The 16707-nt window shown below is 50.1% G+C and carries 16 protein-coding genes; all 16 read left to right on the forward strand.

The window, feature by feature from the left end; all coding sequences use genetic code 11:
- Window positions 1-75 precede the first annotated feature (75 nt).
- The 16 genes from DEALDRAFT_RS08875 (at window position 76) to DEALDRAFT_RS08940 (ending at window position 16695) form a co-directional block, all read left to right on the forward strand.
- Window positions 76-1197 (forward strand): glycosyltransferase family 4 protein, encoded by a 1122-nt coding sequence (locus tag DEALDRAFT_RS08875; protein ID WP_008516743.1) that lies wholly within the window; start codon window positions 76-78, stop codon window positions 1195-1197.
- The gene (locus DEALDRAFT_RS08880; protein WP_008516744.1) at window positions 1194-3365 is read left to right on the forward strand and encodes a hypothetical protein; all 2172 of its coding nucleotides are present in this window, start codon (window positions 1194-1196) and stop codon (window positions 3363-3365) included. The genes DEALDRAFT_RS08875 and DEALDRAFT_RS08880 overlap by 4 nt, the downstream gene beginning before the upstream one ends.
- 128 nt (window positions 3366-3493) lie before the next feature.
- Window positions 3494-4774, forward strand: coding sequence for an EF-P 5-aminopentanol modification-associated protein YfmF (yfmF, locus tag DEALDRAFT_RS08885; protein ID WP_008516745.1), 1281 nt, complete (start codon window positions 3494-3496; stop codon window positions 4772-4774).
- Window positions 4771-6063, forward strand: coding sequence for an EF-P 5-aminopentanol modification-associated protein YfmH (yfmH, locus tag DEALDRAFT_RS08890; protein WP_008516746.1), 1293 nt, complete (start codon window positions 4771-4773; stop codon window positions 6061-6063). Before yfmF ends, yfmH begins: the two co-directional genes overlap by 4 nt.
- Window positions 6064-6170: 107 nt before the next feature.
- A complete protein-coding gene (locus tag DEALDRAFT_RS08895) occupies window positions 6171-7559 on the forward strand; it encodes an aspartate aminotransferase family protein (RefSeq protein ID WP_008516747.1) in 1389 nt (462 codons plus the stop codon).
- A 98-nt stretch (window positions 7560-7657) separates the two neighbouring features.
- Window positions 7658-8737: an HD-GYP domain-containing protein gene (locus tag DEALDRAFT_RS08900; RefSeq protein ID WP_008516748.1), complete on the forward strand. Its 1080-nt coding sequence runs from the start codon at window positions 7658-7660 to the stop codon at window positions 8735-8737.
- Window positions 8738-8805: 68 nt separating this feature from the next.
- Complete coding sequence (locus DEALDRAFT_RS08905) at window positions 8806-9045, forward strand: hypothetical protein (protein ID WP_008516749.1); 240 nt, start codon at window positions 8806-8808, stop codon at window positions 9043-9045.
- A 21-nt stretch (window positions 9046-9066) separates the two neighbouring features.
- Entirely contained in the window at window positions 9067-9192 is a 126-nt protein-coding gene (locus tag DEALDRAFT_RS17415) for a hypothetical protein (RefSeq protein ID WP_008516750.1), read from the forward strand.
- Window positions 9193-9900: an MtnX-like HAD-IB family phosphatase gene (locus DEALDRAFT_RS08910; protein WP_008516751.1), complete on the forward strand. Its 708-nt coding sequence runs from the start codon at window positions 9193-9195 to the stop codon at window positions 9898-9900.
- On the forward strand, window positions 9875-10798 hold the full coding sequence (gene cysK / locus DEALDRAFT_RS08915) for a cysteine synthase A (protein WP_008516753.1): 924 nt from the start codon (window positions 9875-9877) through the stop codon (window positions 10796-10798). The genes DEALDRAFT_RS08910 and cysK overlap by 26 nt, the downstream gene beginning before the upstream one ends.
- Window position 10799: 1 nt before the next feature.
- On the forward strand, window positions 10800-10937 hold the full coding sequence (locus DEALDRAFT_RS16895; protein WP_153246592.1) for a hypothetical protein: 138 nt from the start codon (window positions 10800-10802) through the stop codon (window positions 10935-10937).
- Window positions 10921-12372 (forward strand): proline--tRNA ligase, encoded by a 1452-nt coding sequence (gene proS, locus DEALDRAFT_RS08920; protein ID WP_008516754.1) that lies wholly within the window; start codon window positions 10921-10923, stop codon window positions 12370-12372. The genes DEALDRAFT_RS16895 and proS overlap by 17 nt, the downstream gene beginning before the upstream one ends.
- Window positions 12373-12444: 72 nt before the next feature.
- Window positions 12445-13554 carry a DUF362 domain-containing protein gene (locus tag DEALDRAFT_RS08925; protein ID WP_008516755.1) on the forward strand — a complete coding sequence of 370 codons (1110 nt, stop codon included), beginning with the start codon at window positions 12445-12447 and terminating at the stop codon, window positions 13552-13554.
- A gap of 9 nt (window positions 13555-13563) precedes the next feature.
- Entirely contained in the window at window positions 13564-14151 is a 588-nt protein-coding gene (locus DEALDRAFT_RS08930) for a 5-formyltetrahydrofolate cyclo-ligase (protein WP_008516756.1), read from the forward strand.
- A 236-nt stretch (window positions 14152-14387) separates the two neighbouring features.
- Window positions 14388-14855, forward strand: coding sequence for an NADH-quinone oxidoreductase subunit NuoE (gene nuoE, locus DEALDRAFT_RS08935; protein ID WP_008516757.1), 468 nt, complete (start codon window positions 14388-14390; stop codon window positions 14853-14855).
- Window positions 14839-16695, forward strand: coding sequence for an NADH-quinone oxidoreductase subunit NuoF (locus tag DEALDRAFT_RS08940; protein WP_008516758.1), 1857 nt, complete (start codon window positions 14839-14841; stop codon window positions 16693-16695). Before nuoE ends, DEALDRAFT_RS08940 begins: the two co-directional genes overlap by 17 nt.
- Window positions 16696-16707 lie beyond the last annotated feature (12 nt).

Genomic DNA, 16707 nt, shown 5'->3' on the forward strand with positions numbered 1-16707 from the left:
GTCTGTTAAATGCATTAATGCTTGGGTATACTAACGTGAAATGTTTTAGAGCAAGTTTACCGGGAGCGATGCGTGTTGAATAAACCCCGAATCCTGACCGTTGTCCGACCGGCAGAAGGCGGAATAAGAGCCCATATCAAAACCCTTGTGCAGGAATTGCATGAGGATTTCTCATTTTCTGTAGCCTGCCCGCCGGAACAAAGTGCAGATTTTAAGGAATACGGCTGTGAGGTGGTGCCGGTGCCTATGCGGGCAGCGGTGCACCCTGTGCATGATCTGCGGGCGCTTTTGCAGATGCACAAGAATCTGAAAAACGGTTCATATTCGCTGGTTCATGCCCACGGGTTCAAAGCGGCGCTTTTGGCCCGCCCTGTGGCCGGCTATAGCCATATACCATGCCTGGTAACGGTCCATGGAGACTTTGCCCATGCTGCTTCTTCACCGCTGGGCCCTGTCTATCGCCGGGCAGAAGCGGCTTTTGCCGGGTGGGCCACCGGCTATATCACGGTGGCGGACTGGCTGGCAGAAGAGCTGCAGGCAGTATACAGCGTTGATGGTAAACGCATTGCAGTGATCCCCAATGGAATCCGCTTTCCCGCCTTTCCCCAAGCAGGTAACGCAAAAGCTGTTCTGCCGTTTTCCTCAGCTGACGTCGTCATTGGAACAGTGGCCCGGCTGGCGCCGCAGAAAGGAATTGAGTATTTTATTGAAGCAGCTGCCCTGTTGAGCAAAACAAATCCGGATTTGCGTTTTGTGGTGGTGGGTGACGGGCCACAGCGGCGGGTGCTGGAATTGTTAAGTCGTAACCTTGGCTTAACGGATAAGCTATATTTTGCGGGAGCGCAGCAAAATGTTGCTGATTTTCTGGCCGGCTTTACTGTTTTTGTCCAGCCCTCAATCAGCGAGGGGCAGGGCATTACCGCGCTGGAGGCCATGGCGGCAGGCTGTCCTGTGGTGGCCAGTGCGGTGGGAGGTCTGCGGGAGTTGATCCGGCATGGCGACAACGGCCTGCTGGTCCCGCCAGGGGAGCCGCAGGCCTTGGCGGGAGCAGTAAACCGCCTGCTGGGCGATGAGTTATTGCGGGCTTCTTTGACCGGACAGGGCTTAACTGTTGCCAGACGTTACAGTGTGGCGGAGATGGTAAACAGGACGCGTGCGCTTTATGCTCAAATAGTTGAAGGCAGGTGGCCTGCATGAAGAAGACGTTGCCGGCATTTATACTGGTATTTGCAATAATTCTGTTACTTACGGCTAAAGTGGCTGAAGCACAAAAAGTAGTTGTTGTTTCTTTAACCCGAACCAATCTGGAGCGGGTTGCCGCAGACAGAAGCATGGCTCCCTGGCTGGCCCGTGGCTCGGTGGGACTGTTAAATACTGCCACTGCCGCCCGGCCGGCTCCGGAGCATGTCTATGTTACACTGGGAGCAGGTTCCCGGGCCATGGGGAGAGAAAGCAGCCGGCTGGGTTTAAATTCGGGGGAGGAGTATGCCGGTTTTTCTACAGAAGAAGTGTACCGGCGCCATTTGGGTATGGCTGCAGAGAGCCGGATATTGCATCTGGGGATGGCAGAAATCCTCCGGGTCAACAAGGCGCTGCAGCATCCTGTGCAGCCCGGCCTGTTAGGGGATTCCCTGCGTGAGGCCGGTAAAGTAACCGCTGTTATTGGTAACGCCGATACATCCGGCCCTTCCCGGGAGGCGGTGCTGTTTCTGGCCGACAGTAACGGACAGGTAGACCTGGGCAGTGTGGACAAAGGTACCTTGCAGGCTGACGCCCTGTTTCCTTTTGGCTGGCGTATGGATAAGCAACGGGTATGGCAGTCTTTTCAATCCCTCTACCCGCAGGCCGATGTGCTTTTGGTGGACTGGGGTGATTTGGCGCGTCTGGATGAGTACAGGACACTGTTAAGCGATGAGGTAGTACAAAATCTGGAGTCTGAGATATATGAAGACATTTCCTGGTTCTTAACCAGGGTGTTTGTGGAGCTTGCAGCAGATGATCTGTTGATTCTGCTTTTGCCGGTACCTCCGGCGGGAGAAAGCGGGGCCGGGCTGTTGGGTTTTATGGCGGTAATGGGCGGTCCGTTTCCTCCCGGTGGTGAGCTGACTTCCGCCACCACACGGCGCCCCGGCCTGGCAGCAAATACCGATGTGGCACCGCTAATCCTGGACCACCTTGACATCCCTGTGCCGGGCAATATGCTGGGCCGAACCATAGGTTACGGCGGGCCCACCGACGTGGCGGAATTATTGCAGATGCAGGCTGAGATAGACCGGATATTTCAGCTCCGTCCGCCGTTATTGCGGACCTATGTATTTTTTCAGATTGTTATTGTTTTAGGTGCACTGGCCAATATATTTCTGGGCATAATGCCGGGCCGTTGGTTTGTGGCGCCTTTGCTGGGGCTTTTGACCGTACCTTTGGTGTTGTTGGTTTTACCGTTATATACGGTGTCCAAGTTCTGGGGGTTTGTGGTGACAATTTTGGCGGTGGTGATTTTTGTTTTCGTCTTGCAAAAAACAGGGTTGTCTCTAAAGCATAAATTTGCCGCCATTGCTGTGCCCACATCGTTATTGCTGGTACTGGATTTGCTGCGGGATGCACCTTGGATCAAAGCATCGGTCTTGGGTTATGATCCGGTGTCCGGTGCCCGGTATTACGGATTGGGAAATGAATATATGGGAGTGCTGGTGGGTGCTACCGTGCTGGGTGCAGCGGTACTTCTCACATTGCTGTCCCGCCGGCGCCGCATGGTGCTGCCGGCACTGGCCCTGTATCTCTTTGCGGTACTTTTCCTCATAGTTTCCCCGCAGGGAGGAGCCAATTTTGGAGGGACAGTAACGGCGCTGGTGGCTTTTCTTGTTACCCTGGTTATAGCAGGCCGGTTTCGCCCGGGGTGGCGCAGCAGCTTGTCGCTATTGGCGGTACTGTTTGCTGTGGCCGCAGCAGCTTTGTTTGTTAACCTGCGTGTTCCCCAGGATGCACAGTCCCATTTGGGCCGTACGTTGGCGCTTATGGAAGATGACGGCTGGCAGGCTTTGCAGGATGTGGCTTCCCGTAAGGCAGCCATGAATATAACCCTTTTCCGCTACTCACAGTGGAGTCGTGCTTTTTTGGCCTTTCTTGGCGTATTAACGGTGCTGTTTTACCGGCCCCGTGGCATGCTGCGGGATGTTCACAGGCAATATCCCGACCTTGCGGCAGGATTTTTGGGAATTATAGCGGGCAGCATCACTGCCTTTTTGGTTAACGACTCCGGCGTGGTGGCTGCTGCCACAACCCTGCTTTATGCCGGGGTTCCTATAATTTTACTTACGTTGGATATTATGGATAAACAAGTGAAAAATACAGCTGAACATAAATAATTCAGGGTATTTCGCCGTAAAATATTCTCACAGGCAGGAATCCCCGGCCTGGAATGGAAGATAATATCTGACCATATCTGTCCATTTCATGGAAAAAACTATAAATAGAGTAAAGGGAGGAAAGATTTTTGGCCATATTCCAACATAGTAGGCTGAAAAACGGTGTCAACCTGTTTGTTCATCCCACAAAGAAATTTAAAACCATCCTGGTGCAGTTAATTTTTCACCGCCATCTGCGGGAAGAAGATGTTACCTCCAGTGCCCTCTTGCCTTCGGTGCTGGAGCGGGGCAGCGTTAATTACCCCACCCGCAGGCAGTTGGCAGAGCGCCTGGAAGAGCTTTACGGCACGGAGTTGATGGCCGATGTCTCTAAAAAAGGCGAGCGTCAAATGGTGACCTTTTCCCTGGACTTGGTTCATGACCAGTATCTGCCGGGTGAGAGTAAGCTGTTACGCCAGGCCCTGGAGATATTAAGCGATGTGGTGCTTAATCCCCTCACGGAAAACGACGGCTTTAAAGCCGACTTTGTCCGCCAGGAAAAAGAACAGCATGAAAAAGTTATTAAGGGCCTGATTAACGATAAAATGGCTTATTCCGTTGACCGGTGCCTGCAAGCCATGTGCCAGGATGAGCCCTTCGGTGTCTTTAAGTACGGAACGGTGGAGCGGCTCAAAGAAATTGATGCATCGGGACTGTACCGGTTTTATCAGCGCTTTCTGGCGGAAAGTCCCCTGGATTTACATATTACCGGAGATGTGGATGCTGCCGCAGTTGAATCTCTGGCCGACGAAGTGTTTGCCTTTGAGCGCAGCAAAGCAGAAGCGGTGCCGCCAACCGACGTTAAAACAGAAGTGGCTGAGGTACGGTATGTCCGTGAAGAACTGGATGTAAATCAAGGCAAGTTGGTGATGGGCTTTCGTACCGGTTTAAGCTATGCCGATGATGATTACTTCCCACTGCTTGTCTATAACGGAATATTGGGCGCCTTCCCCCATTCCAAACTGTTTCAGAATGTACGGGAGAAGGCCAGCCTGGCCTATTATGCCTATTCCCGTCTGGAAAAACATAAAGGACTGATGGTGGTGTCTTCCGGCATCGAAATGAAAAATTATGACCAGGCGCTGGATATTATCCGTAAACAAGTGGACGATATGGTTAATGCCGACTTCAGTGAGGAAGTCTTTGCTAATACCATCGTCGGACTACGCAATCAGTTCCTGGTGGAAGAGGACAGTCCCGGACTTATGGTGAACCGGGCACTGGACGGAATGCTGGCCGGGCGCCATGAGAATACCGATGAGTTGGTGAAACGCCTGGATAATGTTACCCGGGAAGATGTGGCCAGGGTGGCAGGACAGGTAAAGCTGGATACGGTGTACTTTCTTACAGGAAAGGGGGGCGCAAAATGACACGGGTACTGGAAAATGATCTGCTAAAAGAAAAGGTTTATATGCGGCGGGTGGAACCGGGCCTGGAGGTTTTTGTGCTACCCAAACAAGGTTACAACAAAAAATATGCCACCTTCTCCACTAACTTCGGCTCCATTGATTCCCGCTTTATTGTGGAAGGGGAAGGTAAGGAATTGTCGGTCCCGGACGGAGTGGCACATTTTCTGGAGCATAAGCTGTTTGAAGATGAAGAAGGTAACGTTTTTGACCGGTTTGCCAAACTGGGCGCTTCAAGTAACGCATTTACCAACTTTACCAATACCGCCTATCTGTTTTCCACCACCCAGCATTTTGAAGAGTGTTTTGAACTGCTGTTGGATTTTGTGCAAAGTCCCTATTTCACAGAAGAAAGCGTGGAAAAAGAGAAGGGCATTATTGAGCAGGAAATCCGCATGTATGAGGATAACGCCCAGTGGCGCCTGTTCTTTAACCTGCTCACAGCACTGTACCGGGAGCATCCGGTCCGCATCGATATTGCCGGTACGGTGGAGAGTATCCACCAGATAGACAAGGAAGTGCTGTATAAATGTTATCGCACCTTCTATCATCCCAGCAATATGGCTGTATTTGTGGTGGGCGATGTGGAGCCGGAGAGGATTCTTGACCAGGTGGAAGCAAACATCAACAAGCATAATTACAAACCGCTGGGTGAGATTCATCGCATTTATCCCGACGAGCCCCGGGAGTTGGCTAAGGATTATGTGGCTCAGGAACTGGTTGTTTCAGAACCGGTTTTAAACATTGGTTTTAAAGAGCGGGATTTGGGCTATGACGGCCCTGAGCTGTTTAAACGGGAGCTTATCACCGGCCTGGTGCTGGATGTGGTGTTGGGCTCCAGTTCCAAACTTTATAATGAGCTGTACGAAGAGGGGTTAATCGACGATGAATTCGATGCGGGACATGTGGCGGAGAAAAAGTACGGCCACACCGTAATCGGCGGTGAAACCTCGGATCCGGACCGGTTATTTGCCCGTTTGCAGGAAGGAATACGAGACGCGCAGCGTCAGGGTATTTCCACCGATAAATTTGAGCACCACCGCCGCAAGTTAATGGGCGAATTCTTAAAGAGTTTTAACTCTTTGGAGTTTATCGCCAATAACTTCCTGGCTTATCACTTTAAGAATATCAACTTTTTTGACTATCTGGATATTTTACAGGGAATTACCGTTGAAGACGCCAACCGGCGGCTTGCGGAGCATTTTGCCGAAGATAACCTGGCCAGATCTCTTATTTTGCCTAAGAAAAGTTAATACCACAGTACAAGCCGGACATTGTCCGGCTTGTTTTTGAAATTGTTGCAGGAATAATACTATTGTCGTGGAATAGAATTATATTCCTGCTACGAGGAGATGACCAAATGGAAAAACTAATTAAGCTAAACGACCTGCCTAACCTGCAGCGTACCCAGGTGCGGGAGAATTTTAAGACCCACATGAATCCGGGGTTATGTACCCTGTTTGGGCTGCTGGATTTTGATAAGCTGTATGTGAAGGCTGAGGGCACCTATGTCTGGGATGAGGAAGGAAACCGCTATCTGGATTTTTTAGGGGGCTACGGCTCGCTGAATTTGGGGCATAACCATCCCCGCATCATCGCCGCCCTCAATGAAGTCAGTTCTATGCCTAATCTGCTGCAAGCCTCCATGGGCATTGCTGCCAGTGCTTTGGCCCATAACCTGGCGCAGCTTGCCCCGGGTAAGCTAAACAACACCTTCTTTTGCAACAGCGGCGCTGAGGCTGTGGAAGGAGCAATTAAGCTGGCCCGCATTGCCACCGGCCGGCAGCGGATTCTTTCCTGCAAAAGTGGCTTTCACGGCAAAACCCTGGGCTCTTTGTCTGTGACGGGGCGGGAAAAATACCATAAAGGTTTTGAGCCGCTGTTGCCGTCATGTAACGTGGTGGATTTCTGTGAGCTGGAAGAGTTGGAAGAAGCATTGAAAACAAAGGATGTGGCCGCCTTTATTGTGGAGCCCATTCAGGGTGAAGGCGGAATTATCGTCCCGCCGCAGGGGTATCTAAAAGCGGCACAGGATTTATGCCGTAAATATGGCACATTGTTTGTTGCCGATGAGATTCAGACCGGCCTGGGCCGCACCGGCACCATGTTTGCCAGTGAGCGGGAAGGGATCGAACCTGATATACTCTGCCTGGCCAAGTCATTGGGAGGGGGCATTATGCCCATCGGGGCGGTTATGACCACCACTGAATTATGGAACAAGGCGTACGGCGGCATTGAAAAGTGCCTGCTGCATACTTCCACCTTTGGCGGCAATACCTGGGCGGCAACCGCGGGATTGGCTACATTAGAGGTGCTGCATGAGGAGAATCTGGTGGCCCGCTCCGCAGAGCTTGGCGATTATCTCATAAACGGCCTGCGCACACTGCAGGAGAAATACCCCATTATCAGGGATGTGAGGGGGCGTGGCCTCTTGGTGGGTATTGAATTTGAACAGCCCGCTCAGGGTGTGCTGTCTAAAGTGGCGGGAGCAGTAAACAAGCTTTCCGCTGAGTACCTGGGAGCCATGGTGGCCGGCGTTTTGCTCAACAAGTACCGCGTAATTACCGCCTATACCCTGAATAATCCCAATGTGGTAAGGCTGGAGCCGCCTCTGGTAGTGACTAAGGAGCAGATTGATGTGGTACTAAATGCCCTGGAGGAAACATTTGAGAAGAACCGTTCTCTGTTGGGTTTTGGGCTAAGTTCCGGGAAAACCATGCTTTCGGGGATGTTTGGCCGCAGAAGGTAATGTAAACTGTTTAAATATTTGGTAAAATTACGCAGGAAAAATGTGCCTCCTGTCGAATTTAGGGGTAAACAATAAACTCCTGGGCAGGGGGCATCATCATGATGATAATGGATATGGAGCGCCTTAAAGTGGGCGAAAAACTATCTGGATCTATCTGCTGTGACTTTTCTTACAATGTGCTGCTGAGACAGGGCACTATTATTCAGCATTCCCATTTGGAGCAGTTAAGAAAGCTCTACTCCCAAGGGGTGCGCTTTGTGATGAATGATGAGTCCGGAAATGACGGCTTGAATCTGCAAATCCTTAATCAAGTCACCGATGAAGGTGTGCGCCGTGCATATCTGGATACCTATATGGTGGGCAAGCATCTTTTTGAAAATATGAAAGCCGGCAATCCGGTTAACATTAAACTGGCCTACGAAGCGGTGGATCTGCTGGTGGGGCAGATGCTTAAAAGTGACTCCCTTCTCCTGCAGCTGGCCTCAGTCCGCATCATTGATGACTATACTTTTTCCCATATGATTAATGCCGCACTTTATGCTGCGGCTTTTGGACGTTGCCTGAATAAAACTCCCAGAGAAATAAACGACCTGTGTCTGGCAGGCTTGCTGCACGATATGGGCAAAGCAAAAATCCCGGTAAAGATCCTGCAAAAGCCGGGCGACTTGTCGGCACAAGAGTATGAGATGATAAAAAATCATCCACAGTATGGCTACCATGAGCTGCAAAAACTTAAGGAACTAAACGAACGGGTGAGACAGGCTGCTCTGCAGCACCATGAGCGCCTTGACGGAAGCGGCTATCCAAACGGGCTCCGTGCCGGGGAAATAAGTTTATTTGCCCGCATAATTGCCATTGTGGATATTTACGATGCCCTGACCTCCGATCGATGCTACCGTGGTCGCATGCTGCCCCATGAAAGTGTGGAGGTCCTCATGGCAGATTGTTCCGTTGACAAGCTCGATGCCCGGTTGGTTAAGCTGTTTCTCAAAAACATTGCCTTGTATCCGCTGGACACAAAGGTACTGCTAAATAACGGCAAACAGGGCCGGGTGGTCAAGATTCATCCCGACCTTCCGCTGAGGCCTGTGGTTGAGCTGGCGGAACCGGAGGAGAGTTGTTTGTACATCGATCTGATGCAGTATCCTACTTTGTTCATTTCCCAGATTTTGACCTGATTTGTTGTCCCGCCTGCTTAAATACGTTATAATCAGGGTAAGATATCTCGTGGAAGGAGGCGGCTTTTATGACTTATCAGGACATTGAGAACTGGGTTTCTATATTTGAGGCGGCTACCGTAGATGAGGCCGGCATAATTAAAGGCATGTTGGAAGCTTCTAAGATTCCTGTGGTTTTGGACCGGGAAACTGTAAATTCCCCTGCAGATTTGTCCGAGTATGAAGTGGTGGTAAAGGTGCCCAAAGAGATGGCTGCACGTGCCGCACAGCTGCTTCAGGCCACACCATATGGCGTGCCGGAGGAATAATTAACAGTAAGGGGGGCCTGTATGGATTCAATAAGGGTATATGTTGTCATCTTAGTGGTCTTTGTGGCCATTTCCTGGGGAGTACGTGTTTTGCTCTCCCAGCGGGTAACAGACCGGGTCATGGATGAAGAAAACGGGGAGGAATAAATGTTTCGGCACCAAAGCGACGTGGTGGTGCTGTGTGATTTTGACGGTACCATTACCAACGAAGATATAGGGTTTAATATAATTCAGACCTTTGCCGGTGAGGGCTGGCATGAAATCGAAGATGCATTTCAGCGGGGAGAAAAGGGCTCCCGGGAGGCGCTCTTGGAGATTTTTGCCCTGACCCGTGTTTCCAAAGAGACGCTGACCCGTTTTGTGGACAAGCATTTTCATGTGGACCCTCATTTCCCCGCATTTCTGGATTTATGCCACACCAAAAACATTGCCGTGACTGTTCTCAGTGACGGCTTTGACTTCTATATCGACCTAATGTTTGAGAAATTTAAAGTGGATGTCCCCTACCTGGCCAATAAACTAAAAGTTGTGGACTGCAGCCTGCATGCCGATTTTCCCCATAGCAGCGGGCAATGCGGCGCGTGCGGTAATTGTAAACTGGATTTTGCCAAAAACGTCAAGAAAAAGGGTAAGAAGATAATTTACATAGGGGACGGATACTCGGATAAATGTGTCAGCAACTTAGCTGATGTGGTTTTTGCCAAAGATGTGTTGGCGGATTACTGTCGGGAACAGGGAACCGATTTTTATCCTTTTACAGGTTTTGACGACATATTGAATGTCTGCCGTGAAAAATTGTTTGCCAATCTATTGGAGTGGGAGGGAAAAGATGAAAATAGCTCAGGATGTAGTTGAACTTATTGGCGCCACGCCCATGGTTCGTCTCAATAAGCTGGCGGATGCAGAAATGGCGGAAGTGGTAGGTAAGCTTGAATCTTTTAATCCTGGTGGAAGTGTAAAGGACCGTATCGCCATGAGTATGGTTTTGGCTGCGGAAAAAGAAGGTGTACTAAAGCCCGGGGCCACCATTTTGGAGCCCACCAGCGGCAATACCGGCATTGGGTTGGCCATGATTGCGGCGGCCCGTGGCTACCGGCTGATTCTGGTGATGCCGGAGACCATGTCTATGGAACGGCGCACCCTGCTGCGTGCCTACGGTGCGGAGTTTATCCTCACGCCTGGTGCCAAAGGTATGAAAGGAACGCTGGATAAAGTGGAGGAAATATTAAAAGACCATCCAGAATACTTCGTGCCTCAGCAGTTTGCCAATCCCGCCAACCCGGAGGTTCACCGTCAGACAACGGCCCGTGAAATTTTGGAGCAGACCGGCGGGCAGCTTGATGCTTTTGTGGCGGGAGTAGGCACAGGAGGGACCGTCACCGGTGTAGGAGAAGTCTTAAAGGAGGTCAATCCCGGCATTAAAATATTTGCCGTTGAGCCTGCCGATTCTCCCGTGCTTTCCGGCGGGCAGCCCGGCCCCCATAAAATCCAGGGCATCGGAGCCGGTTTTGTCCCCTCGGTGTTAAACAGAGGAGTTATCGACGAGGTGCTCACCGTTACCAATGACCAGGCCATGGAAACAGCCCGGCGCCTGGCATCGGAAGAAGGATTGCTTATGGGTATCTCCTGTGGTGCTGCAGTGCATGCCGCCCTGGAGGTGGCACGCAAGCTGGGTCCGGGCCGTCGTGTGGTTGTGGTGCTACCGGACACCGGCGAGCGCTATTTGACCACTGATTTGTTTAAGCAGGAATAGGGTGAAAAAACAGGGAGCGGCCAGCCGCTCCCTTCTTAAATTGACCCTGTTGCAAGCGGTATGGTATAATCCTAAAAGATTAAGGCAGTGGCAGGTTTTTCCGCAAAAGGAGGATTACATAAATGGGAAAAAAGGATAAAGAGTTTGTAAAAGAGATTACTCCCCGAGCTGAGGACTATTCCCAGTGGTATTTGGATGTTATTTTAAAGGCGCAGATGATGGATTACTCCCCTGTAAAGGGCTGCATGGTAATCCGGCCCTATGGTTTTACTCTTTGGGAGAATATGCAGGCGGGGTTGGATGAGCGTATTAAGGCCACCGGCCACAGGAATGCTTATTTTCCGCTGTTTATCCCGGAGAGCCTATTGCAAAAGGAAGCAGACCATGTGGAAGGGTTTGCTCCGGAGGTGGCCTGGGTTACCCATGGCGGCAATGAAAAGCTGTCGGAGCGACTCTTGGTGCGGCCCACCTCCGAGACCATTATCTGTGAAATGTTTAGCCGCTGGATTCAATCGTATCGGGATTTGCCGGTATTGATGAACCAGTGGTGCAACGTGGTGCGCTGGGAGAAGGTGACCCGGCCGTTTTTGCGGACCTCGGAATTCTTGTGGCAGGAAGGTCATACCGCCCATCGCAGCGAAGAAGAAGCAGAAGAGCATACCCTGAGAATGCTGGAAGTGTACCGCGACTTTGTGGAAAACGATTTGGCGGTACCGGTGGTGAAGGGGCAGAAAACGGAAAACGAAAAGTTTGCCGGTGCCCGGGAAACCTACTCCATTGAAGCGCTGATGAGTGACGGAAAGGCATTGCAGGCCGGCACATCACATAATCTGGGCACCCATTTTGCCAAAGTGTTTGATATTACCTACCTGGACAGTGACGGCGAACTAAAACATGTCTGGCAGACGTCCTGGGGTGTATCCACCCGCCTGGTGGGAGCCATTATCATGGTGCACGGTGATGACCGCGGACTGGTGCTGCCGCCGAAAGTGGCGCCCACGCAGGTTATTTTGGTTCCCATTGCGCCAAAGAAGGTGCGGGAAGAAGTGCTGCCTAAAGCGGCGGCCATTTATGAAGAGATTAAAGAGGCGGGAATCCGCATAGAAATGGACGACCGGGAAGAATATTCACCGGGGTGGAAGTTTAATGAATGGGAAATGAAGGGCGTTCCGCTGCGCATTGAAGTGGGGCCCCGTGATCTGGAAGCGGGACAGGCTGTGCTTGCCCGCCGGGATAACGGTGAAAAGGAAACGGTGGCCATCGGTGATTTAAAAGCCCGGGTACCGATTCTTTTGGGAGAAATCCAGGCCAATATGTTTGAGAAGGCCAAAAATTTCCGTGAGGAAAATACGTACCGTACTGATGACTACGAAGAGTTTAAAAAGATAATTGAGGAAAAGCGCGGCTTTGTCATTTCCCGCTGGTGTGGGCATGGCGAATGTGAACAGGCCATAAAAGAAGAAACCAAAGCCACCATCCGCTGCATTCCCTTTAACCTGGAAGCATCCCCGGGCAAATGCCTGCGCTGCGGAACCGAATCCGACAAGCTGGTCTATTTCGCCCGCGCTTACTAGGGGTCAGGTTTAATGTTATTAATGTTTTGCTGCCAACTGTTTTATTTACGAGTTTAAAAAGGGGGCTTTATTGTGTCCAGTAAAGTTTATTTTACAGACATGCGCGCCAGTGCCAAGCACGAAAGCCTGCCGCAGAAGGTGAACAAACTGTTTAAGGCTGCCGGCTTTGCCAAGCTGATTGCCGAAGATGAGCTGACGGCTGTGAAATTACACTTCGGGGAAAAAGGCGGCACAGCCTTTATTAACCCTGTTTTGGTCCGTCAGGTGGTGGATCGGGTCAAAGAGGCGGGCGGCAAGCCCTTTCTCACCGATACCAACACTTTGTACGTGGGTGAGAGGGCCAACAGTGTGGACCACATTCAGACTGCCATTGAAAACGGCTTCTCCTTTGCTACGGTGCAGGCGCCCATCATTATTGCCGATGGATTATTCGGTAAGAATTATCAGGAGGTTCCCATTGATGGGACCCATTTTGATTCTGTTAAGATTGGCAGTGATATTGCCAATGCCAACGGGATGATTGCCCTTTCTCATACCAAGGGCCATATTTTGACTGGTTTTGGCGGTGCCATTAAAAACTTGGGCATGGGCTGCGGTAACCGCGGTGGTAAGCAGATGATGCATTCCTCGCTTAAGCCCAAAGTTAAGGGTGAAGGGTGTAAGGTGTGCAGCACCTGTCTGAAATGGTGTCCCGCCGATGCCATCTTGATTATGGAAGAAACGGCGGAAATTGATCATGACAAGTGTATCGGTTGCGGTGAGTGCACCGTGGTTTGTCCCACCCGGGCCATTAAAATCCAGTGGAAGAGTGAGACGGTGGATGTACAGGAGCGTATGGCCGAATATGCCTGGGGAGCCATCAAGGATAAACTTGGCAAAGTGGCATTTATCAATTTTATTATGAATGTCACACCAGATTGTGATTGTAATGCGTGGAGTGATGCATATATTGTTAATGACGTGGGAATCGTGGCTTCCACGGACCCGGTGGCCATTGATCAGGCTTCCATTGATTTAATTAACGGTCAGACCGGCTTACAGAATACCCGACTGGAGCAAAACTTTGCTCCGGGGGAAGATAAGTTTAAGGGCGTTTATCCCGAGACCGACCATGAAGCGCAGCTGCGCCACGCTGAAAAGCTGGGGATGGGAAGCCGTGAATATGAACTTATTCGGATATAGGGGTGTGACATGGAAGAGAAAAAAACATTACGTAAAGATGTATTATGTCAATGCGATCTGTTGACCGAAGAAGATGTGATTTCCTTTAGCAACAGTATTGCCGAAAAACTTTTTTCATTGCCTGAATATCAGGCGGCAAAGACAATTATGTACTATGCCAATTTTAACAAAGAGGTTGTAACTCTGGATATGATTCCAAAGACCCTTGCTGAGGGCAAACGGGTTATCGTGCCGAAAACGGTTCATAAAGAGCGGCGAATGATTCTTTCGGAAGTTTTTGACGTGGAGGATGATCTTACACCGGGATTGTGGAATATCCCGGAACCAAAGCCGGATAAATTAAGGCCGGTTGATGTTAAAGAGATTGATTTTGTAGTGGTTCCCGGCGTGGCTTTTGACGAGCAGGGTAACAGACTGGGCTATGGGGGCGGCTACTATGACCGTTTTTTCCAGGATCTTCGCCCTGATGTGCCTTTGGTTGCCGTAACATATGAATTGCAGATGGTGGAGCAGATTCCCGTTTCTCCCTGGGATCGAACTGTGGATCTGATAATTACTGAGAAACGAGTTATCGACTGCAGGAAGGGCCAGAATTAAGGAAGGATTTTTTCGCTTGAGTAAACCAGGATCTTCCCGGAAACAGCTTTTCCCGGGGAGATTTCTTTTTTTTTCTACATATATTTTGGTTATTTATCCTAAAGCAAAATTTTAAATTTAAAAAAGGAAAAAGAAAGGACAAGTCGAATAATCTTATGAATAGTGTAAATTTTTTAATTTTATAAACTTTGGATTGATTGGAAACGGAAAAAACTGTCTGGGGAGGAGCTGTGGGTATGGAAAAAGAAGACATGAAGTTTCAGGAGATTTTTTCACAGTACAATGGAGAGAGAGAGGAACTCATTCCGATTCTTCAGGACACCCAAGCCATTTATGGCTATCTACCGGAACAGGCAATGCGTGCCATTGCCCGTTTTATGCGTATACCTCAAAGTCAGGTATACGGAGTGGCAACATTTTTTGGCCAGTTTTACTTTAGCCGTCGTGGGAAGCATGCTATTAAAGTATGTCTGGGTACGGCCTGCCACGTAAAAGGTGCCGGTCGCCTGATGGAAGCTTTTGAGAGGGAAATGGGTATCGGTTGTGGTTGCATAACTGATGATTACTCATTTAGCCTTGAGAGGGTTAACTGTGTTGGCGCCTGTGCCATTGCTCCTGTTGTCATGGTGGGCGAGGATGTTTACGGGCACGTTGAAAGTAAGCGTGTAAAGGAGGTTTTGGATATTTATGCGAAAGACTCTTGAGCCGCTTCGCCAGGAGGCAATTTCTAACTGGCAGAAGTTACAGAATTTTGATAAGCCGATTATCATGGTTGGTGCTGCCACTTGTGGGCGTGCCAGCGGTGCTTTAGATGTGATGCATGCCATCGGCGATAAACTAAAGGAATTAGATATTGAAGCAATTGTCCGTCAGGTAGGCTGTGTGGGAATGTGTCACTCAGAGGTTCTGGTAGATATTATTAAGCCGGGACGCCCGCGGATCACTTATGCTAATATTACTCCCGATTTGTCAAAAGAACTGGTTGAGGATTATCTTGTTCACGAAAATGCAAGAGAAGATTTGGCAATTTGTGTTTCTGATGATACTCCTGAAGATGACCTTCAGGTCCGGGTTGTAATGCGCAACTGTGGTCATATTGATCCCAACAGTATTACTGATTACCTGGCTCAGGATGGGTATATGGGATTAGCCAAAGCTCTGGAAATGACGCCACAGGAAATCATTGATGAAGTTAAAGAGTCCGGCCTGCGCGGCCGCGGCGGCGGGGGGTTCCCTGCAGGCCGCAAGTGGGAATCCTGCCTGCGCGTGGATGCGGACCAAAAATATGTGATTTGTAATGCCGACGAGGGTGACCCCGGCGCATTTATGGACAGATCCGTATTGGAGGGCGACCCTCATTCTGTTATTGAAGGGATGGCCATCGCCGGCTATGCCATCGGAGCAACAAAAGGTATTCTTTATGTTCGTGCCGAGTATCCTTTAGCTATTCGTCAGCTGAAAATTGCTATTGAACAAGCCAAGGAACGGAACCTGCTGGGCAAAAATATTCTCGGCAGCGGATTTGATTTTGAACTGGATATCTTCCAGGGCGCCGGTGCCTTTGTTTGCGGTGAATCAACTGCGTTGGTACTTTCCATTGAAGGCAGGCGCGGCATGCCCAAGCCGCTTCCCCGTCCAAGGACTTCAGAAGAAGGGCTTTGGGGCAAGCCCACTTTGTTGAACAACGTAAAAACCTTTGCCTGTGTGGCGCAAATCATTCACCGTGGTACAGACTGGTTCAAAAGTATCGGAACTGAAAACTGTCCCGGTACCGCAGTGTTTGCTTTGACCGGTAAAATTAATAAGAGCGGTCTGATTGAAGTGCCCATGGGGATTCAATTAGAAAAAATTATTAATGACATCGGTGGTGGCGTTGCCGGTGGGCGTGCTTTCAAAGCTGTTCAGACCGGAGGCCCGTCAGGCGGTTGCCTGCCACCGGAAATGCTTAACCTGCCTGTAGATTTTGACTCCTTAACGGCTGCCGGCTCTATGATGGGCTCCGGCGGAATGGTTGTTATGGATGATACCACCTGTATGGTTGACGTGGCCAGATATTTCCTGGAATTTAGTCTGGAAGAATCCTGTGGTCAGTGTACTCCCTGCCGTGCAGGTACAGAGCAGATGCTCACAATCTTAAATGATATCAGTCAGGGTAAAGGCCGGGAAGGTGATATCGACCTTCTGGTGGAAATGGGTGAGGCAATTATTGATGGTTCTATCTGTGGCCTTGGTCAAAGCGCTCCCAACCCTGTCTTAAGTACGATTCGCTATTTCAGAGAAGAATACGAGGCACATATCCGTAACAAAGAGTGCCCTGCCAAAGCCTGTAAAGAGCTTATCACCTATACAATTGATGCGGAGAAGTGCTCTGCTTGCGGACGCTGCTTAAAGGCTTGTCCGTCGGAAGCCATAACCGGAGCAAAGAAAACACCGCATGCCATTGATGCCGAAAAGTGTGACAAGTGCGGTATTTGCTTCACCGAGTGCCCGGATCGCTTTGCTGCGATACAAATTACAACCGGTCGCACTGAGAACTCAAATTAAGGGAGGGTAGAA

It is taken from the genome of Dethiobacter alkaliphilus AHT 1 (assembly GCF_000174415.1).
Lineage (GTDB): Bacteria > Bacillota > Dethiobacteria > Dethiobacterales > Dethiobacteraceae > Dethiobacter > Dethiobacter alkaliphilus.